This window comes from Paenibacillus sp. NMA1017 (assembly GCF_058895805.1).
The window spans coordinates 282,200-308,196 of the sequence record NZ_JBZXYR010000002.1; the positions used below are offsets into that span (position 1 = coordinate 282,200).

Sequence of the window (25,997 nt, forward strand, 5' to 3'; positions counted from 1 at the left end):
AGTCTAACTTGTCCACTTTGTACATATGCTGGTGGTAGGATAACAAACTTCCTGTCATGAGGAGATACAGAAATGAAAAGCTACCGTACTGAAAGCACCCTCCATATCGTTGGTAAAGCCTGGCAGATTCAAGCACTCTTGCGTCAATGGCAAAAGGAACACGGACCTACTGCCACCATCGCTTCGCTAGTTGTTCCAAAAAAGGTTCAGGTCTAAAGACGAAGGAACACTGTTCCTGTCTTTAACCTGAACCTTTTTTCAGTATGTTGCAAGTGTATAATACAAATTTATTTTGTGGTTTCTTGAATCAGAGCTACGACAACTTCAGCAACCTTCACCAGATCATCGGCCTTAATCTTTTCCTCAGTAGTATGGATGTTCTGGTAGCCCACAGCCAAATTCACCGTTGGAATTCCAAGCCCGTTGAACACATTAGCATCTGAGCCACCACCGGAATGGAAGGTCGGCGTTGCTAGTCCCAGTCTTTGAATCGCACGCTGAGCAACCTGTACAACTTCATCATGCTCCGTAAAACTGAATGCCGGATAGATGACTTCACTGCGGAACTCTCCCTGTGCACCAAATTCACGTGTGGTGGTTTCCAGTGCTTCACGCATATGCTGGATTTGATGATTAACCTTTTCCTGCACAATACTACGTGCCTCTGCACGGATCAATACAAAATCGCATACCACATTTGTTGCGCCGCCGCCCTCGAAACTGCCGATGTTAGCGGTCGTTTCCTTATCAATCCGTCCTAGTTTCATTTTAGAAATTGCTTTAGAAGCGACCTGAATGGCACTAATGCCATCTTCGGGATTTACCCCTGCATGAGCGGACTTCCCGGTTATCTTCATTTCAATACGTGCCTGCGTTGGGGCAGCTATACAAATAGAGCCGACTTCACCATTCGAATCCAAAGCATATCCGAAATCAGAATCCAACACTTCCGGCTTCATGGCCCGTGCACCCATCAAACCAGATTCCTCACCAGCCGTAATCACAAACTGGATTTGACCATGGGGAATATTCTGCTCGCGCACGACACGAATCGCCTCGAACAAAGCAGCAATTCCCGCTTTGTCGTCAGACCCCAGAATCGTTGAACCGTCACTACGAATCCAGCCATCCTCACCCAACTGCGGCTTAATGCCTTTACCCGGAGTAACGGTATCCATGTGGCAGGTAAAAAATAATTTGGGTGCTTGCTCCACACCTTCCGCTTTCCAGGTGACGATCAGATTGCCTGAACCATGTCCGGTTCTTTCACGAGAATCGTCTTCCATTACTTCCAGCCCGAGTGCATTAAACTTCTCTTTTAGAACACGTGAAATTTCCTGCTCATTTTTCGTTTCGCTATCCACCTGTACGAGTTCCATAAATTCCTGTACGATTCGGTCTTTTACTACTTTTACTGTCATTAAACTTTCCTCTCTTTCCCGATTACGCTACAATACGGATAGATGTTCTTATCTATGACTTAAACCTATCCTAAAGGAGTTACACATGTCGAACAAAAAATGGGTTCGTTTTTTCGTCTACATTATGCTCGCAGCTATGATTGGTTCTACGCTATTCATGGTAATTGAGCCGTTTATTATGCCACTATAATAACTATACCGCTCAAGGTATCCGGCTGCTCTAAGGCACTATTGAAGCCTTGAGTGGACGAGCTGTTACGTAAAGCAAACAGGCGGGCTTCCGTGTAGATACACAATAGCCCGCCTTACCTTTATTGGAAAGAACGCGTTTGCCATTGCGCAGCAAATGAAAATTGCTGTTCAAAGTACGGTACAATTTCCTTCGCAATCTGCTCCACCGACATGGTCTTCTGTGTGCAGTCCTCCAATGATGTCACACCGTATTCCTGAATTCCGCACGGGACAATGCCTTCAAAGCCCTCATGCTGTATCCCTGATTTGATGTTAAAGGCAAAGCCATGGCTGGTTACGAAGCCCCGACGGTGCTTACACTTGTTGAATTTGACACCAATGGCCGCAATTTTAAGATTCCCGATCCATACCCCCGTATATTCAGGCTTACGGCTTCCCTCAACCCCATAAGATGCCAACAACTGGATGATCACTTCTTCCAGACTTCGAAGGTATCCGTGCAGATTCAGCGCCTCCCGGTTGCCGAGCATAAGTAGAGGATATCCGACAAGCTGCCCCGGCCCATGATATGTAATGTCTCCCCCACGGTCAATCTGAAAGACGCTGATACCCTGTTCCTTCAGTTGCTCTGGTGTAAGGAGCAAATGTTCAGGATGCCGCTGAGAACCAATCGTATAGGTCGGCGGATGCTGGAGAAGCATAAGTGTTTCTCTTGCCTCTCCCGCATCCAGCTTTCCCACAATCTCCTTCTGGACATCCCATGCATGGGCATATTCCATCCTATTCGTATAGGTTACATCAAGCGGTCGTCTGTTCACGGACTGTCACTTCCTCTCCGTACATTTCCCCCACTGTTCGGATGATTAGTACAGCTTCGTATCCAAAGTGTAGCCTTCTAGATTTTCTTTAACCCGTTGCAAGAATCGTCCGCAAATCACTCCGTCCAAAATGCGATGATCCAGCGACAAGCACAGATTAGCCATCGAGCGAACCGCAATCATATCATCAATAACCACGGGTCTTTTGACAATGGATTCAAAGGTAAGAATTGCAGCCTGCGGATAGTTAATCACCGGATAAGATAAAATCGAACCAAAGGAGCCTGTGTTGTTTACAGTGAACGTTCCACCTTGCATGTCGTCCAGTTTGAGCGTGCCTTCCCGGGTTTTACGTGCCAAATCGTCAATTTCACGAGCTAATCCAGCAATATTTTTCTGGTCCGCTTTTTTAATAACAGGGGTAAGAACAGAGTCCTCCGTACCCACGGCCAGCGAAATATTGATGTCTCTTTTGACGATAATTTTATCCACAGCCCACACCGAATTCATGATCGGATATTCCTTGATCGCATTCACGACTGCTTTCATAAGGAAAGCCAGATACGTGATATTAATTCCTTCTTTTTGCTTAAATTCGTTTTTAATCTTGTTGCGGAGCATCACCAGGTTGGTCACATCCACCTCAATCGTCGTCCATGCATGTGGAATTTCGGAAACGCTTTGTCGCATATTGCGAGCAATTGCACTGCGAATGGGTGTAACATCAATAAAATACTCGGATCTGTTATTGTTGCCACCCTCAACTTCGATCACAGGAGCTTTTGGAGCCTCCGTCAAATGAATCCCACTGTTACGAACCGGAATAGCAGGGTCCATATTTTGAATCTGTGTACTGTACTGAGGGGCAGACTGCTGTCTTCCTGCAAAAGGAGAGCCTTGTCCTGATGTTGTTGCAGTCGGCTGTCCAGATACTCCAGTGGGAGCAGAACCGCCCTGCTGCACATAATTCAGCACGTCTTTGCGGGTAATTCTTCCCCCCATGCCCGTGCCTGGTACTTGGCTTAAGTCGACATTATGCTCAGCAGCCAGGGTTTGCACCGCTGGGGAAAAACGTCCTCTCATGGACTGGTCCGATCCATCATTCTGCTGAGATTGTGTTTGTACGGTACTTTGAGATGCTGGTGCAACAGGTGTCGGTTCTGATGCGGCCGCAGGTGCAGCCGACTTCGTCTGGATACGGCAAATTAACTCGCCTACCGCTACTGTCTGACCTTCCTCTGCCAACAGATCACCCATAATGCCGTCCAATGTGGATGGGATTTCTGCATTCACTTTATCTGTAATAACCTCGCAAATCGGCTCGAATTGCTCTACCGTTTCACCAGGTTGTTTGAGCCATTTGGCAATTGTCGCCGATACGAGCGATTCTGCCAATTGTGGCATGGTCACGTCGTTCCATTGTGTTTGGTCTGACATTTTTTCAACTCCTTAACATCATAGGAGGGCGCGTTTTACCGCTGCCCCCGCTATACTTTTGGAATGCTTTCGTCCAATCTGCCCTATATTAATACATTGCAAGACGGCGCATGGCTTCCTTAACTTTATCCTTGTTTAACATATAAAACTTCTCCATCGGTGGACTGATCGGCATGGCTGGTACATCAGGAGCACATAGACGCTCAATCGGCGCATCCAGCTCGAACAGACACTCCTCATTAATAATAGCCGATACCTCGGCACCGATGCCGCCCGTTTTGTTGTCCTCATGCACGATTAATACCTTACCTGTATGTCGTGCAGCCTCAACAATGGCTTCGCGGTCCAGCGGTTGGAGTGTGCGCAAATCCACAACCTGTGCGGTAATGCCCTCTTCCTTCTCCAATTCCTCAGCAGCCTGCATGACAAAATGTAAAGGCTGGCTATATCCGATGACCGTAATATCGTCACCCTCACGTAATAGATTAGCCTTACCAATCGGAACGATATAATCATCCTCAGGCACTTCACCCTTGATCAGCTTGTAGGATTTTTTATTTTCAAAAAATAGCACTGGATCAGGGTCACGAATGGCTGCTTTCAGCAATCCTTTTGCGTCATAAGGTGTAAATGGAGCAACAATTTTCAAACCCGGCGTACCAAAAAAGATCGATTCTGGACACTGAGAGTGATACAAACCGCCAAAGATCCCTCCACCGATTGGCGCGCGAATCACAACAGGACAGTTCCAATCGTTGTTAGAGCGGTAGCGGATTTTAGCTGCTTCACTAATAATCTGATTCGTCGCTGGAAGCATGAAGTCCGAATATTGCATTTCAGCAATCGGCTTCATTCCGTACATGGCTGCACCAATCGCTACCCCGGCAATAGCCGACTCAGCCAATGGCGTATCCATGACACGTTGCTCACCGAATTGGTCCATAAGCCCCTTTGTCGTTGTAAAGACACCGCCCTTCACCCCGACATCCTCACCTAATACAAAAACTGTTTCATCCTGCTCCATCTCTTCTTTCATCGCAAGACGAATCGCATCAATATATTCCATAATCGCCATCGTTACCGGCCCTCCCCATCGCTATCTGCATACACATGCAGCAGCGTATCTTCGGGCTTTGGAAAAGGCGCATTATCCGCATATTCAATCGCTTCCTTGATTTCGAGCAGCAGCTCAGCCGACAGATCCGCATCCTTGGCCTCATCCCAAATGCCGCATTCAATCAAGTAGCTTTTCATACGGGCTACGCCATCCTTGGCCCAGTTCTCATCCACTTCCTCCTTGGTCCGGTAAGCCAGATCATTATCCGAGGTAGAGTGAGGAGACAGACGGTACATCATAGCTTCGATCAGCGTAGGACCTTCTCCGCGGACAGCACGTTCCCGCGCTTCCTTCACCGCCGCATATACGGCCAACGCATCATTACCATCGACTCGAATCCCTGGAAATCCGTAGCCCAATGCACGGTCGCTTACCTTGCCTGCTAACTGTTTATGAATCGGAACCGATATCGCATATTGATTGTTCTCGCACATAATGATGACTGGCAGCTTCTGTACACCAGCAAAGTTGCAGCCTTCGTGAAAATCTCCCTGATTGCTGGAGCCTTCCCCAAACGTAACAAACGATACAAAATCCTTCTTCTGCATTTTGGCAGCCAAAGCTACACCCACTGCATGCGGAACCTGTGTCGTCACTGGGCTGGAGCCTGTCACAATACGCAGCCGTTTACTACCAAAATGTCCTGGCATCTGGCGACCGCCACTATTGGGATCATCTGCCTTGGCAAATGCCGACAGCATCAGTTCGCGCGGCGTCATTCCTACCGCAAGCACGAATCCATAATCCCGATAATAGGGAAGAAAATAGTCCTTTTCCCGGTCAAGGCCGAAAGCTGCACCTACTTGTGCCGCCTCCTGTCCAATGCCAGAAACGTGGAAATTAATTTTCCCTGCCCGTTGCAGGAGCATGTTACGCTCGTCAAATCTTCTTGCGAGCAACATATATCTGTACATATCAATAACTTGTCCGTGAGTAAGTCCCAGCTGTTCATGTCTGAAGCCAGCGTCTACAGCGCCTTTAGAACTCATTGAGGCACCTCCTTAAGTGTCAAACATCCTACTTCCAGTACCTAGTACCATCTTGTCTTAAAACCTGGTACTAAAGTCTAGCTAACCCCATTATAATCCTTTTCTCCCCAAAAAGAAAAGCACCGATTTATTGAAACGTTTATATGCCAATCGCCTGTCCATCAACGGCCAACATCGCTTCTCCCAAAATCTCCGACAACGTCGGATGCGGATGAATAAGTTGTCCGACTTCCCACGGCGTAGCATCCAGTAGTTGCGCAAGAGCGGCCTCGCTGATCAGATCCGTCACATGCGTACCGATCATATGTACACCGAGAATATCATTGGTCTTCTCGTCGGCTACTACTTTAACGAAGCCGTCTCGACTGCCATATACTAGCGATTTTCCAATAGCTTGAAAAGGGAACTTCCCTGTCTTCACCTGATGTCCACGCTCACGAGCTTCTTGCTCCGTTAAGCCGACGCTCGCGGCTTCAGGACGTGTATAAATACACCGCGGAATCAGATGGTTAGGTACACTGTGAAACTCTTTGCCCGCCAGATGATGAACCGCCTGCAAACCTTCATGGCTCGCCGCATGCGCCAGTTGTAAGCCGCCGATGCAATCTCCAATGGCGTAAATATGTGGTTCATTCGTCTGCAAATGCTCATTAACCGAGATAAAGCCCCGCTCTACGCGGATATCCGTATTTTCCAGCCCGATATTTTCCACATTGGCCTGACGCCCTACAGAAATGAGCAGTTTGGAAGCGCTGAGGGTTTCGGTTTCTTCCCCTTTTTGCACGTCAATCTGTACGCCTTCCTCATCTTTGCCGTATGTTTTAGCCAGCACTTGTGAACCCGTCAGCACCTTGACACCACGCTTGGTTAACAAGCGCTGCATTTCACGCGAAACGTCTTCGTCTTCCGTGGGAATCAGTCGATTCGCGGCTTCAACCACCGTAACCTCTACGCCAAAATCATTTAGCATGGAAGCCCATTCCACGCCAATCACACCACCGCCCACGATAATCAGGGATGCTGGTAGCTCCTCCATCGTTAACGCTTCGTCACTGCTCAGAATAAATTCGCCATCTGGCTCTAGTCCGGACAGCACACGCGGGCGTGATCCCGTTGCAATAATGAGATGCGCAGGAACAATCGTCTCCATCTCACCATCTTCTAGTTCCACAGCAACTGCCCCGCTTTTTGGAGAAAATATAGACGGACCAATCACGCGTCCCTTACCGCTCAGCACCGTAATTTTATTTTTACGCATCAAAAATTGAACGCCCTGATGCAGCTGCTCCACAACGGCTTCCTTACGCTCCTGAACCTTGGGAAATACAAGCTGCGCCCCCGATGTCTCAATGCCGTATTGCGCACTTTCCTTAATTGTCGCATATACTTCCGCACTGCGCAGCAAGGCTTTACTCGGAATGCAACCACGATGCAGACAGGTTCCGCCAAGCTTGTCCTTTTCGATGATAACCACTTCCTTGCCTAGCTGGGCGGCACGAATGGCTGCTACATACCCCCCGGTTCCTCCACCCAAAATAGCGACATCACAATGTATAGTCATGTTTCTCCTCCATTAACAATTGATTATATATAGCTTATTGTACTCTCTTTATTTCACCGTACAAAATATAGCGTTTAGGCATAGGCTACAAAAAAGCTAATCCTTTAATCCAAATATCTTTCCATATCATTCATATAGCGCATCTCGTAATTTGGTAGACATCCTTGGACTTTGTGCTGATTTGGCTCGCAGCGCCTTGCGAAATGATTCATTTTGCTTGTGCAGAAAGTTCAGCTTCGTCTCCAGCTCAGTGATGAGTTCTAGAGCTTGCGGGCTGATCAGCCCTTGCTCCAGTAATGCTCCTTTTTTGGCACTATAATCCGTATTTTTTTCGTCCATGCCTTTCACTCTTCCCTTCATTCCACTACGCTTCACCATATCATGCCAGAGGCGGCAGAGCAATGACGACCACATTTACGTTTTAGGAATAGACATACAACACATGTCGAAAAAACAATATATTTTCTCTAGTCTGTATGCGGCTGGTTATGGTAATCTATAATGGCGTTTTCTTTCGGAGAAGAAGATTTACAGTGTTATGTACATGTTACAGAGAGGGGAATTCGCTTTGCCTACAGGACGAATTACGATTATTACAGGCCCCATGTTCAGTGAAAAATCCGGCGAATTGATTCGCCGCTGTCAAAAACTAATCCAATACGGGCATCGTAAAGTGATCGCTTACAAACCCGCTGAAGATAACCGCTATGCCGAGGACGAAATCGTAAGCCGGATCGGATATCGGCTGCCCGCTATCTCTATCCCCAGAAAACTTACAGATGAGCTCGTTCAGCGTATTTTGCAAGAAACAAAAGATGCCGACGTAGTTGCCTTTGACGAAGTCCAGTTTTTCAGTCGTCATATTATGTCGCTCGTACAAGAGCTAGCTTATTGCGGCAAGCATGTAATTGCCGATGGGCTGAATCTGGATTATCGAGGCAAGGAGTTCGGCTATGTCGGTGGTCTGCTCGCCATGGCGGATGACATCGAGAAGCTGACTTCCTTTTGCGCTGTATGCGGTAGCTCGGAAGCAGTATTTACACAACGTATGGTAAATGGTAAACCTTCCACTGTGGGACCTATTGTGATGATCGGCGACTCTGAGGCTTATGAGCCTCGTTGTCGAAATTGCTTTATACCTCCTCATAAAGTGAACTGCGATTAGTGGACAGATAGATCGACAAGCTGCAATATACCTACGTGAGTACCAGTGACTTTTTTCTTGCATTTTTTTGGAACGATTCGAACCATTGCCCCGTATATCCGGTTAAGCTGTACAAGTTTTTAGTTTTCGTTTGTATATCATGACCATGAGATTATCTGGGGGGACGAAAAAATGAGTTTTTTTAACAAAATCTTAGCAAGCGCAGGAATCGGTTCAGCTAAAGTCGATACGCTGGTGGATCAAGCCGTATATGTGCCTGGGGAAGAACTTAGTGGCATCATGCGCATCAAAGGCGGCAAAATTGATCAGGAAATCGGCAAAATTGACATCGAGCTCAAGACTGAATATATCGTGGAGCACGATGATAAAAAAACTACCAGCACCTGCTGCATTGCACGGATTAAGGTATCTGAGGGCTTTCATCTAGAGCAAGGACAGGAGCTTGAAATTCCTTTTTCCTTCAGATTGCCGTTGGAAACTCCTGTTACTCACGCCAAACAGCCCGTCTGGCTGGAAACAGCATTAGATATTGGCATGGCTTTAGACCCGACCGATCGTGATTCACTCAAAATCGAGCCACATCCCTATATGAATACAGTGTTTGAGGCGGTTCACCTGTTGGGCTTCCGATTCCGCTCCTCCACCTGCGAACGTCACCCTAAGCTGGGACGCGGTGTTCCGTACGTACAGGAATTTGAATTTACGCCCGGATCAGAATATGCACGTGATATCGAGGAGCTGGAGTTGATTATGCAGTTGGAACCCGAGGGTGTGCATGTGCTTGTAGAAGTAGACCGCAGGGGCAAAGGATTATCTGGTTGGCTGGAGACTGCCTTTGATATGGATGAGCGTCATGCCTGGTTGAGCTTAAGCCGGGAAGAGCTATCCTATGGACCGGATCACATAGCAGATGCGCTTGAGGAATTGATTGACAGGCAAATTAGATAACAATGTAAAGCACAAACAAAAAACTCCCAACCAATTTTCTACATCGGTTGGGAGTTTTTCTTAATTATAAGATTTCTATAATGATGGTCCTCAATCGTCTGTATAGACTAAAGTGGCAACATATCCTGTCTTTCCGCCTTATGCTTACACTCTTTGCATACCCCGTAGAGCGATCCATTGTCATCCGCATAGAAGGTTAATTTGTCTTCTTTTTTACAAAAGGAGCATTTTTGCTTGTCTGTGCCCTGGATAGAGTCAGACAGTCCAAATCCAGTTTGGGCCTGAATACCTGCTGCTTTTGCATTCGCGCGTGAACCGGAAGACACTTTAGGCTTAGATTCATTTCCGGTGCGGGATTGTCGAGCGGACTTACGAGGACGAAATTCAACGACATTACTGCCCCGCTGATCATTCACTTGTTTGTTGCTGCTACGACTACGCCTTGCTTTAACAATCCAACCCAACGCCACCAACAACGCACCAAAGAACACCCAAGTCAGACTATTCCACATGCTCTCATCCCCGCCTTTGCTTTAGAATCAATTGGGTTAATACCACTAGCCCGTTCAATGCGATGACTTAGCCTATAGTTTTATTTATTAAAATATACCCGTGTGTACAGCCTCTGTGCTGCTCGTCCAGTCGTCTACCCATATAAAAACCGTACCCCCCAATGCAACATCCGACTCGCCTCTTAGCAAGAAATTGAGCATGTTAGGTAAATCATCTTTTCCTGAGGAGTACATTGACCGTTTTACAAATTGTACATCATCCTTTTGAAAAACGATAATATCTACTCTATGGAAATCGTTCTCCTTATCAAAATGCTTATCTACTGCTCAATGGTGAGAACAAGAACAAAAATGCCCCAGATGGCTACATTACTCCCCTTGATAATAAAAATCAATGAATCTTTCCGTCAACGGATTAAACTTATCAAAGCGTTTGCGATGCGGTAAAAAACCTGAATTATGTACTTGTTCTGCTAGTATTTCTACATGTTCAAATCGCTTGAAAAAAGGCAACGCGAAAGTGTAGATATCTTCAATAATCTCTTGGATCACCCGCTCTCTTTCTGCTTCTGTGGACACAAGGTAATCCCTGTTTTCCGTATATTTCTTGGTCAGAGCAATCAACTCACTGTGAAAACAAGCCCCCGTACTATACTTCTTTTTTATTTTTTTAGATTCCACGATAATATAAATTTTTAATGCACCATATTTAGTCGCACCAAAATAAATTTCAAATATAAATTCCTTGGTTTCTTTTTTCAAAACTTTTCTGCTTTTCAGATATTTAAAATCATTCAAAAATGGTGTAGCTATGATTTTATCTATCGCTAACTGACGTAGATCACTTGCTTTAAGTTCAGTCTTATGGTCCATGATGTCACTCCAACCCAAAGAATTTCCCACCATTATATCATATCGTTCCAATTACAGGCTCTTCTTATCTCCACTCTTTAATCGCAAAGTATTAATAAAAAACAGAAAAAAGCCGCTCACAATAGAGCAGCTATTCCTCTGAAACATAAAAAGCAGTATATGAATTATACTTTGAATTTACCAATTTGCCCTTGCAGATCTTCTGCCATTTTGGACAGGTTTCTTGCAGAGGAAGCAATTTCCTCCATCGATGCCAGTTGTTCTTGAGTCGCAGCAGACACGTGCTGTGTCCCGGCTGCAGCCTCTTCAGCAATTGCTGAAATTTGTTTAACAAAGCCAACTATCTCATCGGTACTTGCAGACATTTGCTCCGATCCAGCAGAGACCTCTTCAATTTCACTGGCCACTTTATTGACGGTTTCCTGAATCAGTTCAAAAGATGCGCCCGCATTTTGTACAACTTCACGACCTGTCATGACATCCTTCCCGTTGGACGCTACCGCCTCAATAGCATGGGTAGTATCCTTTTGAATCAATCCCACAAGCTCCGTAATTTGTTGAGCAGAATGAGCCGACTGTTCGGCCAACTTGCGAACTTCGCCTGCAACTACAGCAAATCCGCGACCATGTTCCCCTGCGCGGGCCGCTTCAATCGCAGCGTTCAAGGCAAGAAGGTTGGTCTGACTAGAAATATTGGTGATAACATCAATGATCTTGCCAATTTCGTCTGAGCGCTCTCCCAAACCAGCCATGAGATTTGCCAATCCATTCATGGAATCATTCACGGCATTCATCTGCGAAACTGCCTGTTGAATCATCTGATTACCTTCAGCCGATTTATGGGCAGCATCTTGCGCAGATGCGAATACATTTTGCGCGCGGATGGCGATTTGCTCAACACCGATAGACATTTCCTCAATAGCTTGGGACGATTTCGTCACCATATCTACCTGGTCTCCTGTTCCAGTAGCTACTTCTTGCACCGTTTCGGTTATTTGTGCAGAAGCTTGGCTGTTTTGTTCTGCGCTGGCTGTCAATTCTTCTGAGGAAGTGGTTACCAACTCAGTCGTCTTACTCACAGATTGAATCAGTTGACGAAGGTTCTCAACCATGACATTGAAGGAATGTGCCAACGTACTGATCTCGTCCTTCCCCTTCACAATGATAGCTTCACTTGTAAGATCACCCGATGCGATACTTTCAGCAGCACGACTGATTCGCAAGATAGGTTTAGAAATAATTTGGGCTATGATGATTGCCATAATCAATGCTAATATAACGGCTGCTATACTCAAAACGATGACCAATTGTCTCCCTGAAATAAAGTTATCAACAGCTTCTTTCGTAGTCTGTTTAGATCCATCTGCATTCAATTTAATGAGCTGACTGATCATATCGTTTGAACTATACCATAACTTATAGGTCTCTTGATGAAGGATGCTTGATTGAGCGTAATCATTAGCTTTACCTGCTTCGATCACTTCAGGCAACTTATTCAGATACTCAGTATAAGTTTTGGAGAATTCTTCATACATTTCACGTTCTTTAGGGGTAGCAATTAATTTTTCGTATGTTTTTCGGCCGTCCTCAACCTTTTTTAAAACCTTATCATATTCGGCCTGAACCTTCTCCATTTCCTCTGGATCACGTTCTACAATAATGTTTAATGAAATCCGCTCTACATCAGATACATCACCATTAAGTGTCCCCAGGATAGTCACACTTGGCATCCAATGGCTATCGATTTCCATCGAAGTATCGCCTAACTTTTTCATTCTTGAGATAGATACCGTACTAATCACAACCAACAGGATTATTACCGCAAGAAAACCTAATAACAATTTTGTTCGAATGTTAAATTTCATATATTCGCTCCTCAGTTCTCTATATAATAGATACTATATCGACAAGAATCGACACTTTGTTTATATCAAAATTAAAGAGAATTTCAGAACTGTTTACAAAAGGGAAATTTCTCTTCGTAATGGTTAGTACAAACTGATTCAGGTTTATTTTATAAACCGCTTGGAGAGTATTATGATTTAGAATCCCCAACAATTGTACCGTCTTATAGCGAGAGAGGTGTTGAAAATCTTTTTTCACTTATCTCATCAAACTTAGGTTTAAAAAAAAGATACCCAAAAACGGGTATCCCTTTATGTTTTACTTCCTAGCAATCACCATAAATCGTTCTGAATTTGTCCTTATTCCTAGTTCGGTTTGATTGTCCATAATAAATTGTTGGAGTATTTGAAAATCAATTTCTTTTTCTCCGAAGTTAGGAATAATTGGAGTGTGTTTCAAGAGGAATATTAAGTCTGCAGGAGTCTGATAATATTCGGTTGCATTGAATTCAAATGACTGTATATCGTTAAAGCCCGCATCACTTAATTCGGTAATATATTTAGTTTTTAACGAGTCTTTCTTAATCCCCCATGCCTGTCCTCTTCCAAACGCTTCTTTAATATTTAATTTGTCATTTTCGCTTACTTGCTGTGTCAGGAAACTACCACCCTTTACTAACACCTTTGCTATTTCTTTTGCATAAAAACATGAATGTCGAGAAGAGATTACATTAAAGAAGTTCCCAGGAAAATTTAGATTTTCAGCATCCATCTGGATAAAACGAACATTGGCTATGTCTGATTCAGCAGAATTCTTGGTTGCTGTTTCAATCATTCCGGTGGAATGGTCAATCCCAACTAGAAGTAATGCAAAATTTGCTATTGATAAAATTGCTTCCCCGCCGCCAGTACCGATGTCAAGCAATATGTCCGACTTCTTGCATGTCTTCGCTACTTCATTGTAGAAGTCCCATTTTACTCCTTTGGAGAAACATTTCACATGGCTGAAATCCCATCCGTTGATTTTTCCAACCTTATCATAAAACTCTTTATACTCTGTTGAATTCATTTTTATTCCACCTTCCAATTAAGGATAAAGACTACGAGTTAGCAGACCGATATCATTCAGAATTTTAGTTTTTGTAGTCAAAAGGATAGACTTCTCCCTTGACGGCTGGTACGCGTTTTTTCCAGCCCGGAAACTAAATACCTCGAATAATACGGAATGACATCCGATTCACCTCATTTGAAAGATTGTTTTAATTATATTTCTAATAGAGCTTGTCGATCAAGCAATAGTTCAATAATAATTCATTACAACTTTCTCGCTTGATAGAACGACCACTGATAGCAATGGAAATAACGATAATTTAAGAAAACTCTAAATTGTCCAGTTGAAATTGAAAATCGTTCATAAAAAATACCGCTCCTTTACTGGTCTTTGGAAAAACCAATAAATAGGCGGTATTAGTTGGTCTACTATTCAGAAGTTTATCGGTATTCGGACGGCTGTTTTAGAGATTAGAAGCCATCCCTGCAATTAGCATCGACAAACATCAAAACACAAGAATCCCTTGCTTCATCAATCATTCTGACCCTTTCAGGACACCTTGTTCTCAATTCTCAGCTTATCTGCCACCATCGCTATGAACTCTGAATTGGTTGGTTTGGACTTACTGATATTAATGGTGTACCCGAACAGGTGTGAAATGCTGTCGATATTTCCACGGGTCCATGCTACCTCGATAGCATGACGAATGGCGCGTTCTACGCGAGATGCCGTCGTTTTGAACTTTTCTGCAATTGCCGGATATAATGTTTTGGTGATGGCTCCCAAAATTTCGATATTATTGTACACCATCGTAATGGCTTCGCGTAAATATTGATAGCCCTTGATGTGAGCTGGTACACCAATTTCATGTATGATGGCCGTAATACTGGCATCCAGGTTTTTCGTTTTACCCATAGGTACAACGTTGGATCGCATGGATGAAATGGTCACCGGACTGCTACTAACTAACTGCGGTCCCACCAATTGGCGAACACGGTTAGCCAGCACTTCCATGTCAAACGGCTTCAAAATATAATAAGATGCCCCGAGCTGTACGGCCCTCTGTGTAATATTTTCTTGACCGAATGCAGTCAGCATAATGATTTTCGGCTGTGGAGTCAGGTTCATTTCTCTCAAACGCTCCAATACACCGAGACCATCCAGATGAGGCATAATAATATCTAAAATAAGTACATCAGGTATGTTGCGGGATTCTGCGATGCGTTGGAGCACTTCTTCGCCGTTATAGGCGATTCCTGTAACTTCCATATCCTCCTGATCGGAAATATATTCAGCAAGCAAATTCGTAAATTCCCGGTTGTCATCAGCCAACAATACCTCAATTTTTTGCAATGTACTTCCTCCTCATTGAGTGATATTCCATTGTGATATCTGTTTACAGTATATAAATATTTCTTGTCGGAGTATATGATTTCGACATCGAATTATGAATTCCTTCTGTCGAAAATTATTTTTATTTATTTTTTTTATAGTTTCTATTATAATTGAATCTTTATCTTGCAATTCTGAGCTATTCCCCTGCTTTTCGACAAAAAAATCTTAAGGCCGCTAGCTCGCCTTAAGATCAGAAGATGATTTCAAGCTTACGTTATTCTGCATGATTCCTGCATCACGCAGCATCCATTCGATAAAACAACCGTAACCTGATTTAGGATCATTCACAAATACATGTGTCACAGCCCCAATAAGCTTACCATTTTGGATAATCGGACTACCGCTCATTCCTTGCACGATTCCCCCGGTCTTATCCAGCAGCTTTGGATCTACAATGCGAATCACAAGTCCTTTGGTTGCTGGTTTGTCTTGCTGAGAAATGTGTACAATTTCCGCCTGAAATCGCTGAATTTGTTGACCTTCCAGTACAGTCAAAATTTCTGCTGGTCCTTCCTTTACTTCATTCGCAAGAGCCACTGGAATAGGAGTCGAATACAATCCATATTGCGGCTCATCTGACATTTTCCCAAAGATTCCGAAATTCGTATTTCGTTCAATATTTCCTAATACCCGATGATCTTTGAGAAAATGAGCGCGTTTTTCTCCTGGTTCCCCACTTTGGCTTTTCGCAATTGACGTCACATTGGACTGCACAATCTCTCCGCTTCCCACGACAATAGGGGTTTGGGTATTCATATCGGTAATTACGTGACCCAAGGCCCCGTATACCCCCTGATCCGGTGCGTAAAACGTTAATGTACCTACACCTGCAGCCGAGTCCCTAATATACAACCCAAGCCGCCACGCTTTATCATCTTGATCATATGCTGGTGTTAACTTGGTGGAAATGGTCTGCTCCCCTCGACAAAGCGTGATGTCGAGCGGTTTTTTGTTCTTACCTGCTTCGTCTACTGCCTCAGCAACCCTTGCCAGGCTATTGAGTGGCTTGCCGTTCATGTGTGTAATTCGATCCCCTAGGCGAATCCCTGCTGTTTCACCAGGTGACACCTTACGATCATTACTTTCCTGAATGATATGGTGACCGACGACAAGCACTCCTGAAGATTTTACTTTGACCCCAATCGTCTGTCCCCCCGGGTATACTTTTAAATCGGGAACTACACTTTCTTGGGTTGTCCTCATGCTTTTAGAGCTGAACAAATCCAAAGAAGCTTGTGGAGGCAGCGCTGCTTGCACATACTGAGCGTTACCGATAGAACACATAAGAAAAACAAGCAAAAGACCGAGCAATTTGATCCTGGAGTAAAAATTCAATGGCTGTCACGCTCCCTTTGCTTCTTTCGCTTGACGAGTAAAGGTGGTCGCCAATTGCGTACCTATAAGGTAACCTTGCCCCCAGGCTTTTATAACTGTTAAACATTACGCCAGCCGCTCTTTTCAGGCTTTCTTTCCTTCCGCCAAATTCAGCATTTCCTGTGCGTGATGCAATGTTTTTTCGGTAATTTCCACGCCGCCCAGCATCCGTGCCAATTCCTTGACACGCCCGTCCTCCGTAAGTCCCTCAATTTGAGTCATGGTCCGTCCATCATGAACATTTTTCTCAATAAGGTACTGATGATCTGCCATACATGCCACCTGCGGCAAATGAGTAATGGAAAACACCTGACAAACGGAAGATAAACGATATAGCTTCTCGGCAATGGATTGAGCTGCACGACCACTCACCCCGGTATCCACCTCGTCAAAAATGAGTACTGGAATTTGATCATGACGCGCAAAAATACTTTTCATCGCCAACATGATACGTGATAGCTCACCGCCTGAAGCGATCTTACCAAGTGGGCGTAGTGGCTCACCTGGATTGGGGGAAATAAGAAATTCCGCATTATCAATGCCTTGCTTGGTAGGTCTTACCTTCAGACCTTTATACTCATATCCGCGTGGATCTTCAATTGGATCAATGCGCACCTTGAGTGACGTTCTTTGCATCTGCAGGTCTTTTAACTCCTGCTCCACTTGCTCTGCAAGCTCTTCAGCACAAATTTCACGTGCTTCTGTAAGCTCTTCCGAAATCTCCAGCAAATCGGAAAGCAACTCATCCCGTTTTGCAATGAGCTGCTCCAGCCGCTCATCTTTATTTTCCAGCAGATCGGTTTCCTGCTCAATACGGCTATAGTATTCCAAAATCTGCTCTATACTATCACCATATTTTCGCTGTAATCCGGTAATTTGATTCAAACGTTGCTCCACTTCATGCAGCTTACCTGGATTAAACTCAATATCCTCACGATAAGAACGTAATTGGAATGCTGCGTCCTCCAACTGGTAAAAAGCAGACTGAATCTGCTCCGCAATGGGCTGAAGGCTTTTGCTGTCATAGCTTTGGACATCGTTTAATCTGGACAACACGTTATTGATCGTATCCAGTCCACCTCTGCCGCTTAGCAGTTCGTAGGCTCCGGATATCCCATCCATCATTTTCTCACTATGGGATAGCTTGACCCGTTCCTCTGTCAATAATTCATCTTCTCCCAATTTCAACTCCGCCGCAGCGATCTCTTCTAATTGAAATCGGTACATATCCAAAAGCTGATAAGCCTTTTGACTGGAGCTTTGCAGTTCTCTTACCTCTTTTTCCGCTTTGACAAAAGCATTGTAACGCTCCCGGTAAAGCATTTTGACCGGACCGATGACCGAATCACCGAATGTATCCAGCAGCGTCAGATGGCGATCTGCTCGTAGCAAGCTTTGATGCTCATGTTGCCCGTGGATATTGACGAGTTGCTCACCTACCTCACGCAGCATCGTTAAATTAACCATCTGGCCGTTAATTCGAGAAGAGCTTTTCCCCTGAACCGTAAGTTCGCGACGAATCAGCAGATGTTCCTCCGCATTAGCCTTAATCCCTTGTTCCTCCAGTGTATTCCAAACTGGATGTTTTACCGGTAGCTCAAACAAGGCTTCCATCTCTGCTTTATCACAACCGTAACGCACTAAATCAGCAGAGCCCCTACCGCCTGCAATCAGCCCAAGCGCATCGATAATAATGGATTTACCAGCACCTGTTTCCCCGCTCAAGACATGAAACCCTTTATAAAAATGAACATCGACGGCCTCTACGACCGCCAAATTCCGTATAGACAAAGTGACCAGCATCGTTCTTTCACCTCTATGATGTACAAATTAAAACGCCTAATATGCGTAGCCATTATAATTAGGAAATGTAGCCCATAAGACGATTCACGATAGCTTCGCTGTTTTCTTCCGATCGGCAAATAATCAAAATGGTGTCATCTCCGCTAATCGTACCCATAATCTCGGACCATTCAATATTGTCCAATAAAGCAGCAATCGAGTTGGCTGTTCCCGGCAGACACTTCATCACAATCAGATTGGTTGTGTAGTCAATATGCAAAAAGTTATCGACCAACGTACGTTTCAGTTTCTGAGCCGGATTGTAGCGCTGATCTGAAGGCATCGAATATTTATATCTGCCATCGTCCATTGGAACCTTGATGAGCAGCAACTCCTTGATATCGCGCGATACGGTCGCCTGCGTGACCTGAAAACCAGCCTTACGCAATGCTTCAACCAGATCATCCTGCGTCTCAATCTCATGTTGTGAAATAATTTCCCTAATTTTAATATGTCGTTGACCCTTCATATAATCCTCCTATGGATTAACCTTCATATTCCTCTTCTTCGAGGTCTTCCACTAATGTAATAAGGCGAATACTTCGCTCGTCCGTATCAACGTACAATACACCCGCGCAACCCGGATAGAGCAACAAATACGGCATGAGCCTGTCCCGTAAATCAGGACCACTCCACTCCATTGGTTTCTTGCGGCGTGACGTTTTGACCATATATGTCGAACCGTTTCGTACAGCAACGTAGTCTATAAACAAACGGCTATACACGGTATGTCCATTCACTTTAAAAGCAAGCGGTATTTTCATTTTCCCACCCACTACTTCATATCCTGCTTCTTCGAGTAGGTCTATAGCAGGCCCTTCATCCAAATCCTCGTTAATCGGTATCGTCTTTAGCACAAGCGGCCCTGGCTCCTTCAACCAGGCACGCAGGCTATATAAAGCCCATATCCCTAATATCACCCCGATTACAGCGATGATAACCGTATCATATCTTGTGTCCATGGACCGATCACCTCATGGACATATTCTAGGACAGGAAGTAAAATTCCTTTTCCTTTGTACATCTCATTATAGGCGAACGTGAGTTCTATAATCAATCCCTCACACCAAAAAGAGGTTCCCTTAAGTTCACAGAACTCATGGAGAACCCCTGAATGTTACTTACGCGATGGACCATTATTAAAAGTCTGACCTGCTTCCTGAACGGTACGTTCAATTAGTGGTCTGAAATCCATCTTCTCCAGCTGCGATTCTGCAGCAGGAAGCCCATCCAAACGCCAATGCGCTAAAAACTCAATATTGCCCTCTCCACCTGTAATAGGCGAATAAGCCAAACCTTGCAGCGTAAGTCCAAGCTCATGCGCAAACATCAGAATGGTCTGCAACACTTCTTTATGTGTATCAGGATCACGGACCACACCCGATTTTCCGACCTTTTCACGTCCAGCTTCGAATTGCGGCTTGATTAGAGCTACAATATCAGCAGGTTGATGCAACAAGGCAAGCAACGGGGGCAAAATAATACGTAATGAAATAAACGAAACGTCGATACTTGCGAAATTTGGCACAGAACCATTCAAATCCGCAGGTGTCATATATCTGAAATTCGTTTTCTCCATTACGCATACTCGTTCATCATTACGAAGGGACCAATCCAGCTGATTATAACCCACATCAATGGCGTATACGTATTCAGCTCCATGCTGAAGTGCACAATCCGTAAAACCTCCAGTGGACGAGCCGATATCCAGCATTGTCCTGCCTTTCATATTCAGCTCAAATTGACGGATGGCCTTCTCCAGCTTCAATCCTCCACGGCTTACATATGGATGCACCGAACCCTTAACTTTAAGCTCGCTGGATCGTGGTACCTTCATACCCGCCTTCTCGATCCGTTCGCTGTCCGCCAGCACTAGACCAGCCATAATCGCGGCTTTAGCTTTTTCACGGCTTTCAAAAAAGCCTTGTTCTACAAGTAATACATCAATGCGTTCCTTCGGAACAGACATGTTAATCTCCCTTTAGGCAGCCAGGCTGCTCTTGTCATACTTTTTATAAACGTCATGGTCTTCGCTTCAAGTTACCCTATACGGATTGTCCCATGCCATATGCTGGCTCAGCAGCCCATTTACGCAGCTTTAAGCATACATCTTCAATGGTAAGACCTACTTCAGCACGCTGCTCTTTGATGGAGCCATGCTCCACGAACAGATCGGGAATCCCCATTAAGCGCACCTGCGCCTCTTGGATTTCGGCTTTGGCGTAAAATTCCAGTACAGCGCTACCCAAGCTTCCTGCCTCAGAAGCTTCTTCCAATACAATCAGCTTCGTATGCTGACGAGCCAGCTCACGCAACATATCCTCATCCAAAGGCTTCAGGAAACGGGCATTCACGACGCCCACTTGCAAACCTTCCCGTTTCATCGCCTCCGCGGCCTCTGTCGCCACCTGGAGCATCGGTCCTGATGCGATTACAGCAAAGCCCTCGCCTTTACGCAGGAGCTCCCAACTGCCGATGGGAATAGCCTGTAATTCTTTATCCATCGGCACGCCAACCACATTAACACGCGGGTAACGATAAGCAATTGGACCGTCTTCATAGTCGAGCGCTGTTTTCATCATATGGCGTAGCTCGTTCTCATCCTTTGGCATCATAAGCACAAGATTGGGGATATGACGCAAGAATGCCACATCAAACACGCCATGATGAGTTTCCCCGTCAGCCCCAACAAAACCTGCACGGTCAATCGCGAACATTACGTTCGCATTATGACGACAGATATCATGCACAATCTGGTCATAAGCACGCTGCATAAAAGTCGAATACACCGCAAACACCGGCTTCAGCCCTTCCATTGCCAACGCAGCACACATGGTAGCTGCATGCTGTTCAGCAATGCCGACGTCAATCATACGGCTAGGAAACTCTTTACTAAACGGTACCAGTCCTGATCCACCAGGCATAGCAGGCGTGACCGCAACGATGCGCTCATCCTGCTCAGCCAGCTCAATCAGCGTTCGGCCGAAAATTTCCGTATACATCGGATTACCCACAGCTTTGAATACCTGACCCGATTCAATCTTGTAAGGGCTGATTCCGTGCCATTTGTGTGAATCTGCCTCTGCAGGTTTATAGCCCTTGCCCTTGGTGGTTACGACATGCACCAATACAGGGCCAGAGACATTATCAGCCTGCTGGAAGGTTTCGATTAGCTTCGGCAAATCATGTCCGTCCACTGGACCGAGATACGTAAGGCCCAGCTCCTCAAACAGTACACCAGGCACCATCATATATTTAAGACTGTCCTTGACACGGCCAGCCGATTTGGCAAGTTTACCGCCGATCGCGGGTATTTTTTTCAGCAAAACTTCCAGCTCATCTTTTGCACGTAAATAATGACGGTCCGAGCGGATTTTACTCAAATAATTATGCATGGCCCCTACATTAGGTGCTATGGACATTTCGTTGTCATTCAGAATGACCATTAAATTTTTGCGCTCATGTCCGATATGATTCAACGCTTCAAAGGCCATTCCGCCAGTCAACGCGCCGTCTCCGATCATTGCAATGACTTTATTGTCCTCGCCCTTCAAATCTCGAGCCAAAGCCATTCCCATTGCCGCCGACAGAGAAGTACTGCTATGACCGGCTTCCCAAACATCATGCTCACTCTCGCTTCTTTTTACAAAACCACAAAGTCCATCACGCTGACGAAGTGTATCAAAACGGTCCATTCGCCCTGTCAATATTTTGTGTACGTAGGCTTGGTGCCCAACGTCATAAATCATCTTGTCCATCGGACTGTTATAGCAATAATGCAGGGCGATCGTGAGCTCAACCACTCCCAGATTCGATGCCAGATGCCCCCCAGTCACGGACAGCTTCTCAATCAAAAAGCTCCTGATTTCCTCGGCTAGAGAAGCCAGCTCCTCAACCGACAGTGATTTCAGATCGCCTGGTTGCTTTATGTGTGGAAGCAGCACGCATATCTCCCCGCTTTCCTTCAAGTTTGTGTGTAAAGTTAACAAGTATTATATCACACTTTTTGACTGTGCTTAAACGCAGACAAGTCAAAACAGCTCTAACGCAACTAATGATCACGCTTCATCAGGTAATCGGCTATCTCCAACAAACGAGAAGAATCGGGAATACCGCCCTCTGTTATCACTTTTTTAGCAGATGCGGTGAGTTCCTCCACCTGCTGCAAAGATGCGTCCATACCAATGAAATACGGATAGGTAACCTTCTCCTGTTCAACATCACTTTGCGTTTTCTTACCCATCTTGCTCTCATCGCCTATGAGGTCCAGTATATCGTCCTGGATCTGAAAAGCCAGCCCCAAGTCTCGTCCAAAGCGGCGAAGCGCCTCTAATTGACTCTTGTCCGCACCACCAATCCGTCCACCTGCCAAGAGCGAGAAAATAATCAAATCAGCAGTTTTATGAAGATGGATATATTCCAGTTCCTCGATCCCCGTCATTCCTTGCTCGCCTGACATATCTGCGACCTGTCCACCTACCATGCCCCGCGCGCCACTCATTTCGGACAAATCTTCAACAATGGACAATAGCGAATCAGATGAAACACCGTGACGCCGTCCCGCTTGCACAATGCTGTAAAAGGCATGGGTCAACAAAGCATCACCCGCAAGGACAGCAACCGCCTCGCCGTATACCTTATGATTCGTCAGCTTACCTCGCCGATAATCATCATCATCCATGGCTGGCAAGTCGTCATGAATGAGGGAATACGTATGTACCATTTCTACCGCACATGCCACTGGCAGCGCAGCTTCCCTGCTTCCACCGAATGCTTCAGCAGCAGCGATCACAAGCAGAGGCCGCAGCCGTTTTCCGCCTGCGGTGAGTGAGTAATTCATGGATTCTCGAAGAACAGCGGGAATGTTCCAATCGGCTGGGAACTGCTCGATCAGTGCGGATGAAACTACATCCGTTGTCCCGGTCAAATATTCCTTGAACGACGGTCTATTCAAGCCCTTCACCGCCGTTTTCATCCAATCCACCGCCAAAAGGCTTCTTGCGCAAATCTCCATCCTCTTCCACGATCATTTCAATTTTACGTTCAACCTGCTCCAGCTTCTGACTGCAAAGCTGAGACAGCTTCATCCCCCGCTGGAACAAATCAATGGCTTGCTCCAGAGGAACGTCTCCATGCTCCAGTTGTCCGACAATTTCTTCAAGAGCGGCCATAGCCGCTTCAAAATTCAATTCCGTTTCATTCGCCACCGTGCTTCGCGTCCTCCTTCATTCCCCATACTTGGCAGTCCAACTGCCCATCACTCACTTTAATCTTGATGGAATCTCCCGGCTGTACGTCTTTGAGCGACTTAATCAGCCGTTTCTCCTGCTCATCGTATACCAAGCTATAGCCTCGGGCCATGACTTTGAGTGGACTCAGTGCATCCAGCTGACGAATTCCCGTGTGCAACTGCTGCCGTCCCGTTTTTGTAATAGCACGCATCGCAGACTCCAACTGACGTTGCGCCATATCCGTTTGCTTGCGTGCCGAACGAATTTGTTCACGCGGATTAAACCGCTCTAGTACCTGACGCATACGTGCGTTCTTTTCTGCGTTCAAACGCGAACGGTTACCCGCTGCGCGGATTAGCCGCTGATGCAGCATGTCCATTCGCTCTGCATGCTGTAGCATATAACGTCGTGGGTGCAGCAGGACTGGCGAACGCTGAAGCCTCGCCAAGCGTTCACGGCTGGTTTCCAGCCGCTGCCGGAGGGCGTTGCGCAACCGTTGCTCCCGCTGGAGCAGCTGATCCCGTAGTTCTACCTGATTAGGCACAGCCAACTCAGCTGCTGCGGTTGGCGTTGCCGCACGTAAGTCAGCCACAAAATCGGCAATGGTAAAATCCGTTTCGTGTCCAACTGCCGAAATAACCGGAATAACCGATGCGTAAATGGCACGCGCAACCGATTCCTCATTAAACGCCCACAGTTCTTCCAACGAGCCACCTCCCCGTCCGACGATCATCACCTGAACCTCTTGCATACGATTCATAGCTTCAATTGCCTTGACGATCGAGGGTGCAGCACCTTTTCCTTGTACAAGCACAGGATACAACACAATTCCAGCCTGCGGGTATCGCCGTTGAAGTGTCGTAATAATATCACGCACAGCCGCTCCGGTCGGTGACGTAATCACGCCAATGGTTCCCGGATGGACAGGAAGATTACGCTTACGAGCAGTATCAAACAGTCCCTCTGCATCCAGCTTTTGCTTGAGCTGCTCGTAAGCTAAATAAAGGCTTCCTATACCATCAGGCTGCATTTGAGTCGCATAAAACTGATATTGTCCATCTCGTTCGTACACGGATACGTTTCCCCGGGCAATAACACGCGTACCTTCTTTCGGTACGAAGGGAAGCCGCTGATTGTGGGTTGCAAACATAATCGAACGTATGCGGCTCCCCTCATCCTTGAGCGTAAAGTACATGTGACCACTCGAATGATGCGTAAAATTGGAAATTTCCCCGCGTATCCATACATCAGACAGCACCTGATCCGATTCCAGTTTCATCCGGATATAACGATTCAGGTCCTTTATAGAGTAAATACGTTGTTCAGCCACAGGCAGCTGCCCTTATGCCAAACCGTGCGACCGCTTGGCCGCTACGAGCGTATTTTGCATCAGCATCGTAATTGTCATCGGGCCTACTCCGCCGGGAACAGGCGTAATCGGACCAGACACTTGCTTCACGCTCTCAAAATCAACGTCCCCCGCCAACTTTCCGTTCTCCAGACGGTTCATCCCTACATCAATCACTACCGCTCCGGGCTTCACAAACGAAGCATCAATAAAGTTGGCTTTGCCGATCGCAACGACTAAGATATCCGCTTGTCGACTTAGGTCCGCGATATTCGCTGTACGGGAGTGGCACATCGTAACCGTAGCATTTTCACGCTGCAACAATAAAGACACTGGCTTGCCCACGATATTACTGCGACCAATAACTACCGCATGTTTACCGGCTATCTCCACTCCAGCACGCTTGATTAACTCAATGACTCCAGCAGGAGTACAAGGCAATAGACTATCGTCACCGATGACCAAATTTCCTACGTTCACCGGATGGAATCCATCCACATCCTTCTCCACTGCAATCGCATCAATGACAGCTTTTTCATGAATATGCTTTGGCAACGGCAGTTGTACCAAAATTCCATGGATTGTACTTTGATGGTTCAGCTTGTCCACCAGTTCCAGTAATGCTACCTGCGAAGTATCTGCTGCCAACCGGTGAACCTCGGAGTAATAACCGAGATCATGGCATGCCTTTTCCTTGTTTTTAACATACACCTGCGAAGCGGGATCTTCGCCTACCAATACAACAGCCAGTCCCGGTTGAAAACGGTGCTCTTTCAGACGAATGACCTCTTGCTGAATGCTTGCGCGAATATCCTGAGAGATTTGTTTACCATCAATGATCGGTGCTGACATGTTTAACCACTCTCCAACCTGATTCAG

Annotated in this window: 26 protein-coding genes; 4 read left to right on the forward strand and 22 right to left on the reverse strand. The window is 45.8% G+C overall.

Going from position 1 to position 25,997, the window contains the following annotated elements:
* Nucleotides 1-72 precede the first annotated feature (72 nt).
* Nucleotides 73-216: a Z-ring formation inhibitor MciZ gene (gene mciZ / locus AC5ELV_RS06300; RefSeq protein WP_080658620.1), complete on the forward strand. Its 144-nt coding sequence runs from the start codon at nt 73-75 to the stop codon at nt 214-216.
* A 71-nt stretch (nt 217-287) separates the two neighbouring features.
* Here the strand turns inward: mciZ and AC5ELV_RS06305 are convergent, their stop codons facing one another.
* The gene (locus AC5ELV_RS06305) at nt 288-1,421 is read right to left on the reverse strand and encodes a tripeptidase T (protein WP_039270980.1); all 1,134 of its coding nucleotides are present in this window, start codon (nt 1,419-1,421) and stop codon (nt 288-290) included.
* An 85-nt stretch (nt 1,422-1,506) separates the two neighbouring features.
* On the opposite strand from AC5ELV_RS06305, the gene prli42 reads away from it, so the two are divergent.
* A complete protein-coding gene (prli42, locus tag AC5ELV_RS06310; protein WP_023989226.1) occupies nt 1,507-1,611 on the forward strand; it encodes a stressosome-associated protein Prli42 in 105 nt (34 codons plus the stop codon).
* Nucleotides 1,612-1,732: 121 nt separating this feature from the next.
* On the opposite strand, the gene lipB is transcribed toward prli42, so the two are convergent.
* The 6 genes from lipB to AC5ELV_RS06340 form a co-directional block, all read right to left on the reverse strand.
* On the reverse strand, nt 1,733-2,431 hold the full coding sequence (gene lipB / locus AC5ELV_RS06315) for a lipoyl(octanoyl) transferase LipB (protein WP_493429537.1): 699 nt from the start codon (nt 2,429-2,431) through the stop codon (nt 1,733-1,735).
* A gap of 45 nt (nt 2,432-2,476) precedes the next feature.
* The gene (locus AC5ELV_RS06320) at nt 2,477-3,868 is read right to left on the reverse strand and encodes a dihydrolipoamide acetyltransferase family protein (RefSeq protein ID WP_493429538.1); all 1,392 of its coding nucleotides are present in this window, start codon (nt 3,866-3,868) and stop codon (nt 2,477-2,479) included.
* Nucleotides 3,869-3,956: 88 nt separating this feature from the next.
* Nucleotides 3,957-4,943: an alpha-ketoacid dehydrogenase subunit beta gene (locus AC5ELV_RS06325; RefSeq protein WP_029517282.1), complete on the reverse strand. Its 987-nt coding sequence runs from the start codon at nt 4,941-4,943 to the stop codon at nt 3,957-3,959.
* Nucleotides 4,944-4,945: 2 nt separating this feature from the next.
* Nucleotides 4,946-5,974, reverse strand: a complete 1,029-nt coding sequence (locus AC5ELV_RS06330; RefSeq protein ID WP_071641466.1) for a thiamine pyrophosphate-dependent dehydrogenase E1 component subunit alpha — start codon at nt 5,972-5,974, stop codon at nt 4,946-4,948.
* 139 nt (nt 5,975-6,113) lie between these two features.
* Nucleotides 6,114-7,535: a dihydrolipoyl dehydrogenase gene (gene lpdA, locus AC5ELV_RS06335; protein ID WP_493429539.1), complete on the reverse strand. Its 1,422-nt coding sequence runs from the start codon at nt 7,533-7,535 to the stop codon at nt 6,114-6,116.
* 126 nt (nt 7,536-7,661) lie between these two features.
* Nucleotides 7,662-7,895, reverse strand: coding sequence for a hypothetical protein (locus AC5ELV_RS06340; protein WP_493429540.1), 234 nt, complete (start codon nt 7,893-7,895; stop codon nt 7,662-7,664).
* 208 nt (nt 7,896-8,103) lie between these two features.
* Here AC5ELV_RS06340 and AC5ELV_RS06345 point away from each other — a divergent pair, with 208 nt between their 5' ends.
* Complete coding sequence (locus tag AC5ELV_RS06345; RefSeq protein WP_254347456.1) at nt 8,104-8,700, forward strand: thymidine kinase; 597 nt, start codon at nt 8,104-8,106, stop codon at nt 8,698-8,700.
* A gap of 171 nt (nt 8,701-8,871) precedes the next feature.
* A complete protein-coding gene (locus tag AC5ELV_RS06350; protein WP_493429541.1) occupies nt 8,872-9,648 on the forward strand; it encodes a sporulation protein in 777 nt (258 codons plus the stop codon).
* Between the two features lie 107 nt (nt 9,649-9,755).
* On the opposite strand, the gene AC5ELV_RS06355 is transcribed toward AC5ELV_RS06350, so the two are convergent.
* The 15 genes from AC5ELV_RS06355 to folD form a co-directional block, all read right to left on the reverse strand.
* A complete protein-coding gene (locus AC5ELV_RS06355) occupies nt 9,756-10,160 on the reverse strand; it encodes a hypothetical protein (protein WP_493429542.1) in 405 nt (134 codons plus the stop codon).
* A 369-nt stretch (nt 10,161-10,529) separates the two neighbouring features.
* Nucleotides 10,530-11,033, reverse strand: a complete 504-nt coding sequence (locus AC5ELV_RS06360; protein ID WP_493429543.1) for a hypothetical protein — start codon at nt 11,031-11,033, stop codon at nt 10,530-10,532.
* A 164-nt stretch (nt 11,034-11,197) separates the two neighbouring features.
* Nucleotides 11,198-12,898 carry a methyl-accepting chemotaxis protein gene (locus tag AC5ELV_RS06365; protein WP_493429544.1) on the reverse strand — a complete coding sequence of 567 codons (1,701 nt, stop codon included), beginning with the start codon at nt 12,896-12,898 and terminating at the stop codon, nt 11,198-11,200.
* Nucleotides 12,899-13,196: 298 nt separating this feature from the next.
* Nucleotides 13,197-13,946, reverse strand: a complete 750-nt coding sequence (locus AC5ELV_RS06370) for a class I SAM-dependent methyltransferase (protein ID WP_493429545.1) — start codon at nt 13,944-13,946, stop codon at nt 13,197-13,199.
* Nucleotides 13,947-14,477: 531 nt separating this feature from the next.
* Nucleotides 14,478-15,281, reverse strand: coding sequence for a sporulation transcription factor Spo0A (gene spo0A / locus AC5ELV_RS06375; RefSeq protein WP_023989239.1), 804 nt, complete (start codon nt 15,279-15,281; stop codon nt 14,478-14,480).
* Nucleotides 15,282-15,497: 216 nt separating this feature from the next.
* Entirely contained in the window at nt 15,498-16,658 is a 1,161-nt protein-coding gene (gene spoIVB / locus AC5ELV_RS06380; RefSeq protein ID WP_493429546.1) for a SpoIVB peptidase, read from the reverse strand.
* A 123-nt stretch (nt 16,659-16,781) separates the two neighbouring features.
* Entirely contained in the window at nt 16,782-18,500 is a 1,719-nt protein-coding gene (gene recN / locus AC5ELV_RS06385) for a DNA repair protein RecN (RefSeq protein WP_493429547.1), read from the reverse strand.
* A gap of 58 nt (nt 18,501-18,558) precedes the next feature.
* Nucleotides 18,559-19,008: a transcriptional regulator AhrC/ArgR gene (gene ahrC, locus AC5ELV_RS06390; RefSeq protein ID WP_013310809.1), complete on the reverse strand. Its 450-nt coding sequence runs from the start codon at nt 19,006-19,008 to the stop codon at nt 18,559-18,561.
* 16 nt (nt 19,009-19,024) lie between these two features.
* Complete coding sequence (locus AC5ELV_RS06395) at nt 19,025-19,501, reverse strand: hypothetical protein (protein ID WP_493429548.1); 477 nt, start codon at nt 19,499-19,501, stop codon at nt 19,025-19,027.
* 155 nt (nt 19,502-19,656) lie between these two features.
* Nucleotides 19,657-20,508: a TlyA family RNA methyltransferase gene (locus tag AC5ELV_RS06400; RefSeq protein WP_493429549.1), complete on the reverse strand. Its 852-nt coding sequence runs from the start codon at nt 20,506-20,508 to the stop codon at nt 19,657-19,659.
* A 76-nt stretch (nt 20,509-20,584) separates the two neighbouring features.
* The gene (dxs, locus tag AC5ELV_RS06405) at nt 20,585-22,483 is read right to left on the reverse strand and encodes a 1-deoxy-D-xylulose-5-phosphate synthase (protein ID WP_493429550.1); all 1,899 of its coding nucleotides are present in this window, start codon (nt 22,481-22,483) and stop codon (nt 20,585-20,587) included.
* A gap of 107 nt (nt 22,484-22,590) precedes the next feature.
* Nucleotides 22,591-23,514 (reverse strand): polyprenyl synthetase family protein, encoded by a 924-nt coding sequence (locus tag AC5ELV_RS06410; RefSeq protein WP_493429866.1) that lies wholly within the window; start codon nt 23,512-23,514, stop codon nt 22,591-22,593.
* Nucleotides 23,486-23,746, reverse strand: coding sequence for an exodeoxyribonuclease VII small subunit (gene xseB, locus AC5ELV_RS06415; protein WP_013310814.1), 261 nt, complete (start codon nt 23,744-23,746; stop codon nt 23,486-23,488). The genes AC5ELV_RS06410 and xseB overlap by 29 nt, the downstream gene beginning before the upstream one ends.
* The gene (gene xseA, locus AC5ELV_RS06420; RefSeq protein ID WP_493429551.1) at nt 23,736-25,100 is read right to left on the reverse strand and encodes an exodeoxyribonuclease VII large subunit; all 1,365 of its coding nucleotides are present in this window, start codon (nt 25,098-25,100) and stop codon (nt 23,736-23,738) included. Before xseA ends, xseB begins: the two co-directional genes overlap by 11 nt.
* A 12-nt stretch (nt 25,101-25,112) precedes the next feature.
* Nucleotides 25,113-25,970 carry a bifunctional methylenetetrahydrofolate dehydrogenase/methenyltetrahydrofolate cyclohydrolase FolD gene (gene folD, locus AC5ELV_RS06425; RefSeq protein ID WP_493429552.1) on the reverse strand — a complete coding sequence of 286 codons (858 nt, stop codon included), beginning with the start codon at nt 25,968-25,970 and terminating at the stop codon, nt 25,113-25,115.
* Nucleotides 25,971-25,997 lie beyond the last annotated feature (27 nt).

Coding starts and splice junctions, on each gene's coding strand:
- mciZ (WP_080658620.1), top strand. CDS start 73: ATGAAAAGCTACCGTACTGAAAGCACCCTCCATATCGTTGGTAAAGCC.
- AC5ELV_RS06305 (WP_039270980.1), bottom strand. CDS start 1,421: ATGACAGTAAAAGTAGTAAAAGACCGAATCGTACAGGAATTTATGGAA.
- prli42 (WP_023989226.1), top strand. CDS start 1,507: ATGTCGAACAAAAAATGGGTTCGTTTTTTCGTCTACATTATGCTCGCA.
- AC5ELV_RS06320 (WP_493429538.1), bottom strand. CDS start 3,868: ATGTCAGACCAAACACAATGGAACGACGTGACCATGCCACAATTGGCA.
- AC5ELV_RS06325 (WP_029517282.1), bottom strand. CDS start 4,943: ATGGCGATTATGGAATATATTGATGCGATTCGTCTTGCGATGAAAGAA.
- AC5ELV_RS06330 (WP_071641466.1), bottom strand. CDS start 5,974: ATGAGTTCTAAAGGCGCTGTAGACGCTGGCTTCAGACATGAACAGCTG.
- lpdA (WP_493429539.1), bottom strand. CDS start 7,535: ATGACTATACATTGTGATGTCGCTATTTTGGGTGGAGGAACCGGGGGG.
- AC5ELV_RS06340 (WP_493429540.1), bottom strand. CDS start 7,895: ATGAAGGGAAGAGTGAAAGGCATGGACGAAAAAAATACGGATTATAGT.
- AC5ELV_RS06350 (WP_493429541.1), top strand. CDS start 8,872: ATGAGTTTTTTTAACAAAATCTTAGCAAGCGCAGGAATCGGTTCAGCT.
- AC5ELV_RS06355 (WP_493429542.1), bottom strand. CDS start 10,160: ATGTGGAATAGTCTGACTTGGGTGTTCTTTGGTGCGTTGTTGGTGGCG.
- AC5ELV_RS06360 (WP_493429543.1), bottom strand. CDS start 11,033: ATGGACCATAAGACTGAACTTAAAGCAAGTGATCTACGTCAGTTAGCG.
- AC5ELV_RS06365 (WP_493429544.1), bottom strand. CDS start 12,898: ATGAAATTTAACATTCGAACAAAATTGTTATTAGGTTTTCTTGCGGTA.
- AC5ELV_RS06370 (WP_493429545.1), bottom strand. CDS start 13,946: ATGAATTCAACAGAGTATAAAGAGTTTTATGATAAGGTTGGAAAAATC.
- recN (WP_493429547.1), bottom strand. CDS start 18,500: ATGCTGGTCACTTTGTCTATACGGAATTTGGCGGTCGTAGAGGCCGTC.
- ahrC (WP_013310809.1), bottom strand. CDS start 19,008: ATGAAGGGTCAACGACATATTAAAATTAGGGAAATTATTTCACAACAT.
- AC5ELV_RS06395 (WP_493429548.1), bottom strand. CDS start 19,501: ATGGACACAAGATATGATACGGTTATCATCGCTGTAATCGGGGTGATA.
- AC5ELV_RS06400 (WP_493429549.1), bottom strand. CDS start 20,508: ATGTCTGTTCCGAAGGAACGCATTGATGTATTACTTGTAGAACAAGGC.
- AC5ELV_RS06410 (WP_493429866.1), bottom strand. CDS start 23,514: ATGAAAACGGCGGTGAAGGGCTTGAATAGACCGTCGTTCAAGGAATAT.
- folD (WP_493429552.1), bottom strand. CDS start 25,970: ATGTCAGCACCGATCATTGATGGTAAACAAATCTCTCAGGATATTCGC.